The organism is bacterium (assembly GCA_024228115.1).
GTDB lineage: Bacteria > Myxococcota_A > UBA9160 > UBA9160 > UBA6930.
Window position 1 is genome coordinate 33,465 of record JAAETT010000234.1, and the last position, 13,797, is coordinate 47,261.

Consider the following 13,797-nt stretch of genomic DNA (forward strand, 5'->3'; position numbering starts at 1 on the left):
TGTCAATCGTATTGAAAAATCCCGGCGGGGGTCACAACCGGGGCCCGATGAGACCGGCCGGGGCTCATGAATCCTCACCGGCGACCCCTGCCACCCAGCGAAGGATGTCCGTCTCGGTGATCATGCCCAGCAGCTGGTCTCCATCCAGCACGGGCAGGCAGCCGATCCTGCTCTCGGCCATGATCAGCGCCGCTTCCTCGATCGTGGCATCCGGCTGTACCACGATGGGCGGCGTGGACATGACCCTCTCGATCTCCACCATATGCATGAAGGCCCGGCGCTCATCGTCTCGATGTTCCGAGAGCACCGAGAGGGAAGCCCGCAGCAGATCGCGCTCGGAGACCACCCCCACGAGCTGGCCCGCCTGGACGACGGGCATGTGGCGCACGTGACCAAGGGTCATGATATCCTCGACGGTCGAGAGGCGGTCGCCCGCCGAAATGGTGACCAGTTGGCGGCCCATGATGTCGCGAACGCGATCTTCCACTCTCTCTCCCTTGTCCCCAGGTGGGGCGCATTCTAGACCGCGAGCTCCGTCGATGGCATCGGAATCCGCATCCAAACACAGGAACGCTCGGGACGCCGAGGATGAAACCCCGGACGGATTCGACCCGACGGCCGCCGAAGACGCCGCGGGCTTCTTCCCCGATCTGCTGCGCCGCGGCTTGTCCATGGGCTTTACGGGCCTTTTCATGACGGAAGAGGCCGTCCGCCGGGCATTGGGCGATTCCGTCCCGCGCGACGTCCTCGAATTCTTCATCGCCCAGAGTGAAAGAACCCGCACCGAGATGCTCGAACGCCTGTCGAAGGAGTTTGGCCGCACCCTCGAGGCGCTGGATCCAGTCGAACTCGCTCGGCGGCTGCTGGATGGTGCCACGGTCGAGGTCAGCGCCAAGGTGCGCTTCGTTCCCGACAAAGACAAGGACCGGAACGAGAAATGAGTGCCCCTTCCGTTGGGGCCACATGGACCCGCCATGCCGGCCCGGTGTTGAGCCTCACCTCGCTCGTCTACGTCATCTTCCTCCACCACGGCCTCGGGCCGAATCTCTCCCTGGGCGGCCAGCGCTGGTGGATGCCAAGCGGCTTCCTCTCGGAGGTTGCGCCAAGCACCCTGGCCGTCGCCTTCGGCTTGTTCGGGCTGATCGCCCTGGCGCTGGCCTGGGCTCTCTTCCGGACTTCCGGGTCCGCGGTACTGCGCTGGTTGGTCGTCTCCCAGGTACTCGCCGTGGGCTTGTTGGTGAGCTTCGGGATCGGTTCGAGCCGGGCCTGGACGTTCTTCCACTGGCGCTGGAGCCTCTCCCTTGGCCTCCTGGCCCTCGCCGTAGGCGCCGCACTCACGGCTCCCCTGCTCGCGGCCGCTTGGAGCAAGCTGCCCGGCTGGGCCCGCGTTGCCAGCTATGGACCGGTGTTCCTCGGCCTCGTCGCCTTCGAGCGAAATGTAACCGGCACGAACCCGACACTTCCCTTCGCTATCTCTCCATGGCCGGTGGTGCAGATCTTTGGCCTGGAAGTGGTTGGCAGCTGGCTTGCCGCGACGTGGCTGGGGGTGGGCGTGGGCTTGACCGTGGTCAGCCGTGGCCCCCGCAGCTCCGGGCGTTCGGCGCTAGCGGCCGCCGCAGCCCTCGCCGTGCCGCTCTGCTGGCTGGGCTTCGGGCGCCAGTTCGCTTTACTTCCGTTCCGGACGGGCGCCGCGACCATCGTTGCGGCAGCCCTCGTCGTGCTGCTGCTGTTCGGAGCGCTCGCGTGGGCTTTCCGGGAGTCCGGCGAGGCGTCGTCTTCCAGGGTGCGAGCCGTCCTGCTAGGCGGGTTGCTCGCTACTGCACCCTTGCTGCTCGGCCAGATGCTCACCGTGCTCGACTACCAGACGACCCGGGAAGAAGCGGCTCCCGCCGTGACCGACGCCCTCCAACGATTCCTCGATCGGGAAGGCACGTTCCCAGACGAGCTCCAGGAGTTGGTGGCCGCCGGGGATCTCGAAGAAACCCCGAGGCAGGTCGGATTCCTGAGCGGTAGCGGTCAAACGTTCGACTATCAGAGCTTCGGAACCGGCTACATCCTCGAGTTCTCCGCGCCCCGCTGGATCCAATGCGCCTACAACCCGCCCTGGGCCGATGATCTCTCGGACGAGGAAAGAGCGGAACTCGAGGCCGATGATGTCGAGCTCGGCGGTGCGTGGTCCTGCCCGAGCAAGCCGCCGGAGCTCTGGTAGGCTGGCCCTTCAGCGCGCCCTGCGGAGCCCCACTTGAGCAGCCGTAGCCGATCCCTCACTCTAGGCGAGCGTATCGATCGGGCTCGGCGCATCAGCCTCACCTTCGGGCGGGTCTACCTTCGCGTCCGCAGCCATCGCTTCCTGGCGCGGCGGCTTCAACCCGGCGATATGGACGAGCGCTGGGACGCCCTGCACCGGACGAATGCCCAGGAAATCTACGACCTGGCGGTCGACCTCCAGGGATTGATCCTGAAGGGCTGCCAGTTCGCGAGCGCACGCGCAGACGTGTTGCCGAAGCCCTACCAGGAGATCCTCGGCCAGCTGCAGGACCGGGTGCCCGCCTATCCCTTCGACATCGCACGTGATCTCGTCGAGGACGAACTCGGCCGACCGCTCGAGGAGGTGTTTCGCGAGTTCGCGGAAGAACCCCTGGCGGCTGCATCGCTAGCCCAGGTGCATGCGGCCGTGCTGCAGGACGGAACGCCCGTCGCAGTGAAGATCCAATACCCGGAGATCGGTGCCCTGGTCCGCAGCGATCTGGCCAACCTTCGCGCGCTCTTCCGCGCCGTCGGCTGGCTGGAGCCCGACTTCGATTTGATGCCACTGGTCGACGAACTCGGCGCGAACGTTCCCCTCGAACTCGACTTCCTGAACGAGGGCCGCAACGCCGAGAAGGTTGCTGAATTCCTGGTTGGACGCGATGACGTGGCCATCCCGGTCATCCACTGGGAGTGGTCCACCCGGCGCGTGCTGGTCATGGAGCGAATGGTCGGGCGGAAGATCACCGACACCGAGGCGCTCCGCAGCGCGGGCGTGGACCTGCAAGCCGTGATGCGCACGTTGATCGAGGTATTCGCCGAGATGATCCTCGTGCGCGGCTTCTTCCATGGCGATCCACACCCGGGCAACCTGCTGGTCGAGGTCGAGAGCGGCCGGCTCGTGATCCTCGACTTCGGCCTGGCGAAAGAGCTTCCTGCGAGCTTCCGCGAGACGGTGCTCGGTTTCGCAACGGCGCTCCTCCAGGGGGACTCCGCGGCCATGGGTCATGCTCTCATCGAGCTCGGCTTCGAGACCCGGGACGGCCGGGAGGAGAGCCTGCACGACATCGCCGAGCTGATGCTGGGTGTCGCCAAGGAGGTCCGCCAGGATGGACGCGTGGACCCGGAGACGATGGCTCGGCTGCGCGAGGAAATTCCCGAGCGGATTCGCCAGAACCCGATCGTCCGCGTCCCCCACCACCTGGTGCTCGTGGGGCGGGTGCTCGCCCTGCTCACGGGCCTGAATGCCGCCCTCGGTGCCAAGGTCGATTTCCTGAAGATCTTGATGCCCATCGCCCTTGGCGTGGCCGGGAAGGCCCCGCAGAAGTGAGTTCTCTCTCCTTGGGTCTGGCCGTCGGGGCCGGAACGACTCCCGCTGGCTGGGCCCGCACCCTGCGTCTGGTCGAACGCGCCGACCGGCTCGGTCTCCACTCGGTCTGGCTTCCGGAACACCACTTTCACCCGAACGCCACGCCGTCCCCGCTCATCACATTGGCGGCTTTCGCGGCGCGCACGAAACGGGTGCGGCTGGCGACGACGTCTCTTCTCTTGCCGGTGCAGCATCCGCTGCACGTAGCAGCCCAGGTCGCGCTGCTCGACCAGCTCTCGGGCGGGCGGGTCTTGTTAGGCCTGGGGCGTGGCTTTCGACCGCCGCTGTTTCGGGCCTTCGGGGTGGCTGCGAAGACCAAACGCGACCGATTCGACGAGGCCCTCGACACGATGCTTGCCGCATGGACGGGAACCGCCTTCGAACAGGGCGGTCAATACTACGGAGCCGGCGCGGTGCACCTGGGCTTGCGGCCCGCCCAACAACCCCACCCTCCCCTGGTCGTCGCCGCATTCGGCCCCAAGGGCCTTGCGCAGGCCGCCCGCCGAGGCCTTCCCTACCTCGCCTCGCCTCTCGAAGGCCTGCCCGTGCTGGCCGAGAACTACGCTTTCTGGCGCGAGCATTGTGACGCCGATCCCGATCCGCGCGCGCCGAGAGTGCCCGTGATGCGGACAGCTTTCGTGGCCGAAGACGACGGCACTGCGGCCCGCGTTCGAGCGGCACTCGAAGGCGAGCAGCGAATCGTCCCTTCGCGGCGACCGAACAAAGCCCTCGCCCGAGCTGCCGAAGGCCCCCTCGGAGATCGCGTCCTGGTCGGCACCCGAAGCCACGTCGAAGATCAAATCCGCGGGTATCGGCAGCAGCTCGGCCTGGACCTGCTCGTGGTCCGGACGGAAGTTCCCGGGGCGAGCGAAAACGAGCGGGAGGCGTCGCTCGAAACCCTGGCCGAGCTGCTCGCATAGGGCCGAGCCATTCCGCCCGGTCTGTACCCAGCCCCGGCGACTCGAATGTCACCCATGAGAAGCGGAGTGGCACACGAGAAGGTCGGCAGCCGTCTCGAGGGTCCCCGCCCGGAGACGAGGACGGCTTCTCGCTACGACGCGGTGCGCGTGAAGGTCACGAAGGCCATGGCGGGTCTCTTGGAAGAGTCGCGCATTGCGAATTGCATCGTGTCGAGCGTCCAGCCCTGGAGAGTCCATTCGTTCAGGATTTCCTCCAGGGCTTCGGAGGTCACATCGCTCGTTTCGACAACTTTGTACTCGAGCGCCATCAGGCCGAGATCCTTCGAGCCAGGTCCTTGGCCGCATAGCTGAGGATCCAATCCGCGCCGGCACGCTTGATCGCGATCGTGGCCTCGAGCATCGCCCGAGGACCGTCGATCCAGCCACGCTCTGCGGCGGCGTGGATCATTGAGTACTCCCCGGACACATGATAGGCGGCCAGCGGCACGTCGAATTCACACGCAGCGGCCGCGAGGATGTCGAGATACGGAAGTGCCGGCTTGACCATCAGGGCGTCGGCCCCCTCTTCGAGATCGAGCCGCATCTCACGAAGGGCCTCACGTCCGTTGGGAGGGTCCATTTGATAGGCGCGGCGATCTCCGAATGCGGGCGTGCTCTCCGCTGCGTCTCGGAATGGCCCGTAGAACGCGCTCGCAAACTTGGCGGCGTAGCTCAAGATCGCGACCTGCTCGAAGCCGTTGTCATCCAGGATCGTGCGGATGGCAGCGACGCGCCCATCCATCATGTCGCTCGGAGCGACGATGTCGGCGCCGGCGCGTGCATGAGACAATGCCGTCTCGGCGAGGCGGGCCACCGAAGGATCGTTCAGCACCTCTTCGTCCTGAACGATCCCACAATGGCCGTGGTCCGTGTACTCACACAGGCAGACGTCGGTGATCACGCAGAGATCGGGAACCTCATTCTTGACGGCCTCGACGGCACGCTGGGTGATCCCATCCGTCGCGTCGGCCCCGGAGCCCCGAGCGTCCTTGACCGTCGGGATCCCGAAGAGGATCACCGAAGGGATGCCCAGATCCCTCGTCTCCTTGCACTCGAGCACCAGCTGGTCGACAGAGTGACGAAACACGCCAGGCATCGATGCGACCGGCTCCCGCACGCCGCTCCCCTCGACGACGAAGAGCGGCAAGATCAGGTCGTCTCGCGAGAGGCGGGTCTCACGGACCATCGAACGGAGGGTTTCGCTCCGGCGAAGGCGTCGCGGTCGGGTTCTCGGAAAACTCATTCCCTTTCTCCTTCCGGGCCGTGTGCGGGGGCCGCTCTCTTGGCTCGGGTCAGGGCCTGGATGCACTGATCGACCGTCGCGCTGGTCGGCTCGAGGGTCGCAGGAAGTCCGATCTCGCGCAGGGCATCGGCGGTGGCGGCTCCGAGAGCCACCACGTCGATGTCCCTCACTTCGGCAAGGTCGTCTCCCAGGCCCGTCGCGAAACTCCGAACGGCGGAAGGGCTGGCGAAGACCAACGCATCGAGAGCCCCCGCCGCCAACGATGCGGCCAATTCCGGGCTGTCGAAGGATTCCGGGACCGTCCGGTAGATGGCCAATTCCTGGACGCTCGCTCCGGCTTCGCGCAATCGGTCGGCCAGGACACGCCGGCCCTGCACGGGTTGGGAGAGGAGAAGCTTCTTGCCCACCACCAGATCCTTCTCGATCAGGTGATCCGCCAGGCCCTCGGCGTCGTAACGAGCATCGGGCAACTCCCCCAGCGAAAACGCCTCGTCCCGAGCTGCCACCGCGGTAGCGGGGCCGACGCAATGGGCAGGGATCGCGAGGTCCCGAGGTGCGATCCCCCGGCCGCGCAATTGCAGGGCCAGCTGGCGTGCGCCGTTCGCGCTGGCGAACAGCAACGCATCGAAGCCTGCCAGATCTGCGAGCACCGCATCGATCTCGGACGAGGGCGGGAGGCTTTCGATACGAATCATCGGCACGACCACCGGCAAGGCTCCCGCGTCGCGAAACGCCAGGGCCCAGGACGCAGCCGAAGCGGCCGGCCGCGTGAGAAGGACACGGCGCCCAAAGAGCGGCAGATCCTCGGCACTGCCATTCTCGGCTCGCAGCCGCACCACATCCCCCACCACGATGACAGCCGGGGAGGTGAGCCCGGCGGCCTCGATCTCCGCCGCCAGCTCGCCCAACGGCGCCACCACGACCTGTTGGCCCGGAAGTGTGCCGTAGCGAATGGCTGCTGACGGAGTGCTCGCGGCCCGGCCACCGGCGATCAGGCGCGCCGTGATCTGCCGCAGGTTCCGAACACCCATCAGGATCACGAGCGTATCGGCGCCGCGACCAAGTTCCTCCCAGCGGAGCGCCTCCCGCACTTTCGTTGGATCGTTGTGGCCCGTCACGACGGCGAAGGACGCGGCGTAGCGACGATCGGTCAGAGGAATCCCTGCCGCCGCGGGTGCAGCGGCGGCAGCAGTCACACCAGGAACGATTTCACAAGGGATGCCGGCGGCGCGGCAGGCGGAGACTTCCTCGCCACCTCGGCCGAATACGAAGGGATCTCCGCCTTTGAGGCGAACCACCCGCTCGCCGGCCCGGGCCCGATCGACCAGCAGCTCCTCGATTCCGGCCTGGCTTCGCGTGGGGGCGTCATGCCCTCGCTTGCCAACGTTGATGCACTCGGCGCTCTGCGGGATGAGCCGCAGGATCTCTTGGGACACCAGCGCGTCGTACACGACGACATCCGCAGAGCCCAGGAGTTCGGCGCCGCGCAGGGTCAAGAGATCCGGTGCACCCGGTCCCGCGCCCACCAGGAAGACGCGCCCCGGCCGCGACGCGGTCTCGTCATCCCGGGACGCACTCCCGGATCGCGAGTTCACGCCTTCGACCCTTCCCGAGCTTCTTCGATCAAGCGAAGAGCACCTCGCCCCAGGGCCTCTCGCGCAGCCGCCCTGCCAAGCGCCTCCGCATCGGCGGCAGAACCGCTGGCTTCGGCGGCCACGACATTTCGGCCATCGGGTGACAGGACCCGAGCGCGCAGCTTCACCCGACCATCGGCCTGGAGTTCGGCGCGGCCCGCGATCGGTGCGTGGCAGTCCCCGGAAAGCACAGCCAGGAATGCACGTTCCGCTGTAATCGATACCCGCGTCGGGGGGTGATCGATTGCGAGCAGATCGTCCGCAAGAGCCTCGTTCTGACGACATTCGAGGGCCAGCGTGCCCTGGCCGACAGCGGGGAGCATCAGCCCTTCATCGATCCGTTCATCGATGCGCTCCTCGAGACCGAGGCGCTCGAGCCCGGCGCTGGCCAACACCACCGCCGCCAGGTCTTCATCCTCGAGCTTGCGCAAGCGCGTATCGACGTTGCCTCGGATCGGCACGATCACGAGATCCGGGCGATAGGCCAGAAGCTGACTGGCGCGACGCACGCTGCCGGTGCCCACCCGGCTGGCACGGGGTAGCGCCTCGACCGTCGCGCCCGAATCGCGGCCGACCAGCGCGTCCCTCGCATCGGCCCGCATGGGAAACGCGGCCAGCATGAGACCCGGTGCCTGTTCCGGCGGAAGATCCTTCGCACTATGCACCGCGACATCCGCGCGACCGTCGATGAGAGCCTCCTCGACTTCCTTGATGAACAGCCCCTTGCCACCGATCGCTGCAAGTGAGCGATCCTGGATCCGATCCCCGGTGGTCTGGATCTTCACGAGCTCCGTGCGGCAACGAAGAGCCACTTCGATCGCCCGAGCCACATGACCGGATTGGGCCAATGCCAGGGCACTTCCGCGCGTTGCAATGCGGACCAGCTTCATCCCTCGTCTCCCGGTCCGACGAAGCGCCCGAACCTCATTCGTCTTCCTCCCGCCGGTCGGCTTCTGCACCGGGTGCCCGGCCATCATCGAGGGCGAAGAGCACACGTGCAGCCTCCAGGTGAGCCAGCCCCTCTTCCCGATCGACTTCCTGGCGCAACCTTGCAAGGGGTGCGTGAAGAAGCTTGTTGATGATCGCCCGCGTGATGGACTCGACGGCATCCAGATGGGCATCACTCCACTCGAGGGATGCCAGGCCGCGCTCCAACTCAGCAGCGCGAATCGCCTCGGCCCGCGTGCGGAGGCTTCGAATCGTGGGCACGGCAGCCAGAGCCGTCAGCCAGCCTTCGAAGCGCTGCTCTTCCTCGAGAACGATGTTCTCCGCCCGAGCCACTTCGCGCCGCCGCTCGTCCGCATTCGCTTCGGCCATTCCGGACAGATCGTCGAGATCGTAGAGATACACCGAATCCAGCTGGTTCACATCGGGCGCCACGTTGCGCGGAACTCCGATATCGATCACGAAGAGCGGCCGATGCCGGCGGTCGCGAAGCGCCTCCGCCACGACCTCGGAAGTCAGAAGCGGACTGTCGCCGCCGATCGACGTCAGCACGACGTCGCTCTGTTCGAGAAGGGTCGGGAGCTCCTCCAGGCCGTGGGCCGAAGCCTCGAAACGTGTCGCCAGGGCCGCGGCTCGTGCCGGCGTGCGGTTGGCGATGCGTGCGCTCCGCAACCCGGAGGATCGCAGACGTTCGAGCGCCAGCTCGATCATCTCACCAGCGCCAATCAAGAGAGCAGCCTTGTCATCCAGGCTCTCGAAGATCTGCCTGGCCAGATCCACCGCCACGCGGGCAACGGAAACGCCGCGCTCGCCGATACGGGTTTCGTTGCGTACGCGCTTCGCCGTGGAAAAGGCACGCTGATAGAGGCGCGACAGAATCGGCCCGCAGCTTCCCGTGGCCACAGCCGCCCGATAGGCTTCTTTCACTTGCCCCAGGATCTGCGGTTCGCCAACGATCATCGAGTCGACCGAGCAGGCGACACGGAAGACGTGGCGGGTAGCCTCGGCATCCGACAGCTCGTAGAGCGCGGACTCGAGTTCGGCGGGGCTCGGACGCTGAACCTCGTCGGGAAGCTCGCGTTCGACGAACGATCGGAGGCGCAGCCGGGCGGCCGCCGGGCTGCGCGTCAGCACGAGGACTTCGACCCGGTTGCAGGTCGAGAGGATCACGCATTCCTCGATGTCCGGATCTGCCACGAGCTTCTCATTGGCCGGCCCCAGATCGCCGACGGCGTAGCGTTCGCGCAGATCGAGAGAGGATGTCCGATGGCTCATGCCGAGCAGCAGGAGATTCAAGAGAACGCTCCCGCACCGACGACCGCGAAGACGAGAAGTCCGAAGCCCGCAGCCGAGAGGAAGGCCACTCGTCGTGCGCCCACGTCGAAGCCGAAACGCGCCAGGGTTGCGGCACCGCACAATACCCAGGCACCCAGCGTCGCTTTCGCGTGGAGGTTCGCCTCCCAGAGCCGCCCCTCGGTCTCGTAGACCCACAACACCCCGGTGAACAGGCCAAGGGTGAGCAAAATGAAACCCACGCCGAGTGCAATGGTATTGACCCGATCGAGGCTCTCGAGAGGCGGCAGGGACCGGGCCAGCCGGCGCTTGCGTTTGATGGCACGGTGGTGGCCGATGTAGAGCAGCCCGGCGCCCGCGGCGACTCCCAGGGTCGCCAGCCCAGCACTCGAAAGCAGCACATGGAGGTGGGACCAGACCGGATGCAAGTCCTCGGTTGGCCGGGGGGCATAGAGATACAGCAGCCCCGACACGCAACCGAGAAAGGCCGCCGGTGCCACGACCAGGATGAGACCCTGACCGCGCACCCAGAACAGCAGCCCCAGGTAGATGAGGGATCCCACCCAGGCCATGAACGAGAGCGCCATCGGCAGGGAGTTCATCGAGGGCCTGGGCTCGAGGGTATGAAGCTGCCAGCCCCCCCCGAGTGAAGAAGCACGCCTGCGGCGAGAGCAAACACCGCGGCGCGTCCGAAGGAATCCTTCCGCACGATGACACGGAGCACCGCAAGCAAGGCGGACAAGAGGTAGGCAACAGTCGCCAGCTCGTAGAAGAGCAATCCCATCATCAAGACCGGGAGCGCATGCGCTCCATCTGGGCCGCCACCTTGGCGGCATCGTCCACCATCTCGAACACCCTGTAGGCGGGCTCTCCGAACAAGACGAATCGGATCTCCTCGAGAGTCGTCTCTCCGTCGAGATGCGAATGAGCTTCCTCCAACAGGATCTCGGCAGAGCGCTGCAAGGAAACGCCACCAACCCCCGCGCCAATCGCGGGCACGGCAATCGTACGCAGCGCCTGGGAGCGGGCCAGCTCGAGGCTGGCCAACATGGCAGCGCGCACGCTCTCTTCGCTGGCCTGGCCCCCGGGCGGCATGCCCGCTGCGTGAATGACGTAGCGAGCAGGAAGGTCGCCCGCACCTGTGAGCGCCGCGCCTCCCACTTCGATCGGCCCGTGGGCATCGCACTCGGCCTGGATGGTCGGGCCACCCTTCGTGCGGATTGCGCCGGCCACACCGGAACCGAGCTTCAACTCCGAGTTCGCCGCGTTGACGACTGCATCGACCTGGGCGGCCGTGATGTCGCCTTCTTCGAGAGCGATCCGTCCGCTCATCGCCGCTTTCCCTTCGCCTGATTCGGGGCCTGGGCTTCGATGAGCCCCGCCGCAATCAACGGAACCAGGATCTCGTGATGACCGATCAACGAGAGGCCGCGACCGCCGAGCCGGGTGGGCCGCTCGACCACATTCACACTGGGGCGATATTGGCGGATGAAATCGCAGTTCACCGTCGTGAACTTCTCGACCTTGTTCCCCAGATTGCGGGCCAGGGCCAGGGCCTTCAGGAAGACCTCGGGCAGGATCACCGCCGAGCCGATGTTGAAGAGTACGCCGCCCTCGAGAGCCGCGACCAGGCGAGTCAGGGTCTCGAAATCGCGGTAGCTGGTGGCGCCTAACGCCGCACCGTCCGCACTCGGGTGCATGTGATGAATGTCGGTCCCGATGGCCACATGGATGGTGACCGGGATTCCAAGGCGGGCCGCATTCGCGAGAACCGAGCGATCCTTGTAGCGGAAACCTTTGCCCTCCAGGATCTCCCGCCCAACGGCCTCTCCCATACCGAGGCCCGCGGCATGGCCGGCCTCGATCGCTCCATTCAGCCGTTCGGAAGTCTCCCGAGCCATGCCGAAGCTGCCCTCATCGAGGGCCGGTGCCACGTCTTCGCTGGTCTGGCCCATCATCGCCAGTTCCAAATCGTGCACGCAGCCAGCGCCATTCATCATCAAGCCTGAAACGAAGCCCTGCTCCATCAGGTCCACCACCACCGGGGCCAGACCGACCTTGATGAGGTGGGCACCGAAGCCCCAGAGGATCAGCTTGTTCTTGGCGTGGGCACGGCCCGCGGCGTCGATCGCGGCGCGCAGATCCTTCGCACCGAGAATCCCGGGAAGTCGGTCCAGGAATTGCTGAAAGTCCGAACCCGGCTCGTGAGGCACACCTTCGAGAGAGCGCTTCACTTTGCTGAATCGCTCTCGTGCCGGATACGTGCGAATCTGGCTTCGATCGATCCGCGGCAGACGGCGCGTCATGCATCCTCCGGGTAGAGGATCTCGTCCACGACCTCGGCAATCGTGTGAAGGATGGCGATGTGGGATTCCTGCACGCGCTGGGTGTCGTTGGAAGGCACGACCAGTGGCAGATCTACCCGCCCAACGAGCTTGCCACCTCCCTTTCCGAGCAAGCCGATCGTCTGCATTCCGCGGCGAGCCGCCTCTTCGACCGCCGCCAGGACGTTCGGTGAATTGCCCGAAGTCGAAATCGCGACGACGATATCCCCCGCCACGCCGTGGGCTTCGATCAGCCGGGCGAACAAACGATCGAAACCGTAGTCGTTTCCGATCGCCGTCAGATCCGAAGAGTTGGCGGTCAGCGCGAGCGCCGGCAGCGCAGGGCGCTCCCGGTTGAGCCGGCCCGTCCATTCCGTTGCAATGTGCTGAGCGTCGGACGCCGAGCCACCATTGCCAATCAGGAGGACCTTCCCGCCGGAGCGGAAGACGTCCGCCACCCAGGCACCGGCACGGGCGATCTCCTCGGAAAGGTCCGCGGCCACGCCGCGCTTGACGCGGGCGCTCTCCTCCAGGCTGTCGCGTACCCGAGCGACGGGATCGAAAGAAGAACCCACGGGCAGAGATCCTTTCGCAACGATGACGGCCCGCAGCGGGGCGATTGCACCAAGCCCAACCAAGCCTGACCAGGGAGAACCGAGGGGGAACAGGAGAAACCGAAGAAAACCCTGCAATATCAAGTAGATCGGGCGTTTCGAACATACCGGGCCAGTTTCGGGGCGTCAATTCTCCCAGCCGGGTGCACCAGACCCCACTGCTATGCTGCCGGGGTGATCCGCGCGCTTCCACTGCTGCTGACGATCGCCTTGTTCGCCATCCCCGCCTGCCGGGACGGCTTTGGCAGCCTGCTCGAGCGAAGCGGCGAAGCGCCCATTCGAGAGATTTCTGCCGACGAGGCTGCGGCCCTGATGGAGGAAGGAGAGGTCACCATCGTCCATCCCCTACCCCGCGGCCTCAGGGCCCCATCCCTTCGAAACGCTGTTTAGCTAGACACAGACGATCCGTTCCCGGACGCCTGGCTGGACCCAGCCCATCCAATCGTGGTAATCGGAGAACCCGACGCGGCCATGGCGCTCGCCGCCCGCCTCGCCCGCGCTGGAGCGGGTTCCCTGGCGGTGGTCACCGGCGAGCTCGACTCCCTCTCGGAGCGGCGCTCCGCCCAGCACCGGTGACCGGGATTTGACGTCGGGCTTGCGGTGGTAAGCTTCGCGGGGGCGCTCAAGACGACAGGGAGTACAAGCTGCGTATGGCCGAGATCATCGACGTCACGGATGACAACTTCGAGCAGGAGGTCCTCCAATCGGACACTCCGATCATCATCGACTTCTGGGCCGAATGGTGCGCCCCGTGTCGAGCCATCGCGCCGATCGTCAAGGAGTTGGCCGGCACCTACGACGGCAAGGTCAAGATCGTCAAGATGAACATCGACGAGAACCCGGCCACTCCGGGAAAATACGGCGTCCGCGCCATCCCCACCGTGCTCGCCTTCAAGGGCGGAACGGTCGTCGAGCAGATCACCGGCGCCCGGCCCAAGAGCGCCTTCGAAGAAATGGCGCAGAAGCTGGTCTAGCCTCCTCCACCCTTTTTCCTGAGGTCGCCTTGCTCCTCTTGCTAGGCGTGGAGTCGCCGGGGCCAGGCACAGGCCGGGCGGAATGGCTCGGCCGGGGGGCGGGGGGCCGCGCAGAAAGGTGGACGGGGTGTTGCCTACGCGGCTATCGCCGCGGGCAACCTACGCGCACGCTGAACGGGACCTATGCCTGCGCTT

General features: G+C 66.1%; 16 protein-coding genes. 6 read left to right on the top strand and 10 right to left on the bottom strand.

The window, feature by feature from the left end; translation table 11 throughout:
• Positions 1-64: 64 nt before the first annotated feature.
• Positions 65-487 carry a CBS domain-containing protein gene (locus tag GY937_10835; protein ID MCP5057207.1) on the bottom strand — a complete coding sequence of 141 codons (423 nt, stop codon included), beginning with the start codon at positions 485-487 and terminating at the stop codon, positions 65-67.
• A gap of 52 nt (positions 488-539) precedes the next feature.
• Between GY937_10835 and GY937_10840 the strand changes: the two genes are divergently transcribed.
• From GY937_10840 to GY937_10855, 4 genes are read left to right on the top strand one after another with little or no spacing between them, the layout of a single operon-like run.
• Complete coding sequence (locus GY937_10840) at positions 540-941, top strand: hypothetical protein (protein MCP5057208.1); 402 nt, start codon at positions 540-542, stop codon at positions 939-941.
• Positions 938-2,209: a hypothetical protein gene (locus GY937_10845; protein ID MCP5057209.1), complete on the top strand. Its 1,272-nt coding sequence runs from the start codon at positions 938-940 to the stop codon at positions 2,207-2,209. Before GY937_10840 ends, GY937_10845 begins: the two co-directional genes overlap by 4 nt.
• A gap of 33 nt (positions 2,210-2,242) precedes the next feature.
• Complete coding sequence (locus GY937_10850) at positions 2,243-3,577, top strand: ABC1 kinase family protein (protein ID MCP5057210.1); 1,335 nt, start codon at positions 2,243-2,245, stop codon at positions 3,575-3,577.
• Entirely contained in the window at positions 3,574-4,536 is a 963-nt protein-coding gene (locus GY937_10855; protein ID MCP5057211.1) for an LLM class flavin-dependent oxidoreductase, read from the top strand. Before GY937_10850 ends, GY937_10855 begins: the two co-directional genes overlap by 4 nt.
• Positions 4,537-4,667: 131 nt before the next feature.
• Here GY937_10855 and GY937_10860 read toward each other — a convergent pair whose 3' ends face one another.
• The 9 genes from GY937_10860 to GY937_10900 all read right to left on the bottom strand — a co-directional run bounded on the left by GY937_10860 (position 4,668) and on the right by GY937_10900 (position 12,547).
• The gene (locus tag GY937_10860) at positions 4,668-4,844 is read right to left on the bottom strand and encodes a DUF4177 domain-containing protein (GenBank protein ID MCP5057212.1); all 177 of its coding nucleotides are present in this window, start codon (positions 4,842-4,844) and stop codon (positions 4,668-4,670) included.
• Positions 4,844-5,818, bottom strand: coding sequence for a porphobilinogen synthase (hemB, locus tag GY937_10865; GenBank protein MCP5057213.1), 975 nt, complete (start codon positions 5,816-5,818; stop codon positions 4,844-4,846). Before hemB ends, GY937_10860 begins: the two co-directional genes overlap by 1 nt.
• The gene (cobA, locus tag GY937_10870; GenBank protein MCP5057214.1) at positions 5,815-7,413 is read right to left on the bottom strand and encodes a uroporphyrinogen-III C-methyltransferase; all 1,599 of its coding nucleotides are present in this window, start codon (positions 7,411-7,413) and stop codon (positions 5,815-5,817) included. The genes hemB and cobA overlap by 4 nt, the downstream gene beginning before the upstream one ends.
• On the bottom strand, positions 7,410-8,342 hold the full coding sequence (hemC, locus tag GY937_10875; protein ID MCP5057215.1) for a hydroxymethylbilane synthase: 933 nt from the start codon (positions 8,340-8,342) through the stop codon (positions 7,410-7,412). The genes cobA and hemC overlap by 4 nt, the downstream gene beginning before the upstream one ends.
• A gap of 34 nt (positions 8,343-8,376) precedes the next feature.
• The gene (locus GY937_10880) at positions 8,377-9,693 is read right to left on the bottom strand and encodes a glutamyl-tRNA reductase (GenBank protein MCP5057216.1); all 1,317 of its coding nucleotides are present in this window, start codon (positions 9,691-9,693) and stop codon (positions 8,377-8,379) included.
• Positions 9,690-10,292 (bottom strand): cytochrome c biogenesis protein CcsA, encoded by a 603-nt coding sequence (gene ccsA, locus GY937_10885; GenBank protein ID MCP5057217.1) that lies wholly within the window; start codon positions 10,290-10,292, stop codon positions 9,690-9,692. Before ccsA ends, GY937_10880 begins: the two co-directional genes overlap by 4 nt.
• A 184-nt stretch (positions 10,293-10,476) precedes the next feature.
• Positions 10,477-11,022 (bottom strand): Appr-1-p processing protein, encoded by a 546-nt coding sequence (locus GY937_10890; GenBank protein MCP5057218.1) that lies wholly within the window; start codon positions 11,020-11,022, stop codon positions 10,477-10,479.
• The gene (locus GY937_10895) at positions 11,019-11,996 is read right to left on the bottom strand and encodes a hypothetical protein (protein MCP5057219.1); all 978 of its coding nucleotides are present in this window, start codon (positions 11,994-11,996) and stop codon (positions 11,019-11,021) included. Before GY937_10895 ends, GY937_10890 begins: the two co-directional genes overlap by 4 nt.
• The gene (locus GY937_10900) at positions 11,993-12,547 is read right to left on the bottom strand and encodes an SIS domain-containing protein (protein MCP5057220.1); all 555 of its coding nucleotides are present in this window, start codon (positions 12,545-12,547) and stop codon (positions 11,993-11,995) included. The genes GY937_10895 and GY937_10900 overlap by 4 nt, the downstream gene beginning before the upstream one ends.
• A 255-nt stretch (positions 12,548-12,802) precedes the next feature.
• Here GY937_10900 and GY937_10905 point away from each other — a divergent pair, with 255 nt between their 5' ends.
• Positions 12,803-13,018 (top strand): hypothetical protein, encoded by a 216-nt coding sequence (locus GY937_10905; GenBank protein ID MCP5057221.1) that lies wholly within the window; start codon positions 12,803-12,805, stop codon positions 13,016-13,018.
• 254 nt (positions 13,019-13,272) lie between these two features.
• Positions 13,273-13,602, top strand: a complete 330-nt coding sequence (trxA, locus tag GY937_10910; protein MCP5057222.1) for a thioredoxin — start codon at positions 13,273-13,275, stop codon at positions 13,600-13,602.
• The last annotated feature ends 195 nt before the right edge of the window (positions 13,603-13,797 follow it).

Coding starts and splice junctions, on each gene's coding strand:
- GY937_10840 (MCP5057208.1), top strand. CDS start 540: ATGGCATCGGAATCCGCATCCAAACACAGGAACGCTCGGGACGCCGAG.
- GY937_10845 (MCP5057209.1), top strand. CDS start 938: ATGAGTGCCCCTTCCGTTGGGGCCACATGGACCCGCCATGCCGGCCCG.
- GY937_10860 (MCP5057212.1), bottom strand. CDS start 4,844: ATGGCGCTCGAGTACAAAGTTGTCGAAACGAGCGATGTGACCTCCGAA.
- hemB (MCP5057213.1), bottom strand. CDS start 5,818: ATGAGTTTTCCGAGAACCCGACCGCGACGCCTTCGCCGGAGCGAAACC.
- hemC (MCP5057215.1), bottom strand. CDS start 8,342: ATGAAGCTGGTCCGCATTGCAACGCGCGGAAGTGCCCTGGCATTGGCC.
- ccsA (MCP5057217.1), bottom strand. CDS start 10,292: ATGAACTCCCTGCCGATGGCGCTCTCGTTCATGGCCTGGGTGGGATCC.
- GY937_10890 (MCP5057218.1), bottom strand. CDS start 11,022: ATGAGCGGACGGATCGCTCTCGAAGAAGGCGACATCACGGCCGCCCAG.
- GY937_10895 (MCP5057219.1), bottom strand. CDS start 11,996: ATGACGCGCCGTCTGCCGCGGATCGATCGAAGCCAGATTCGCACGTAT.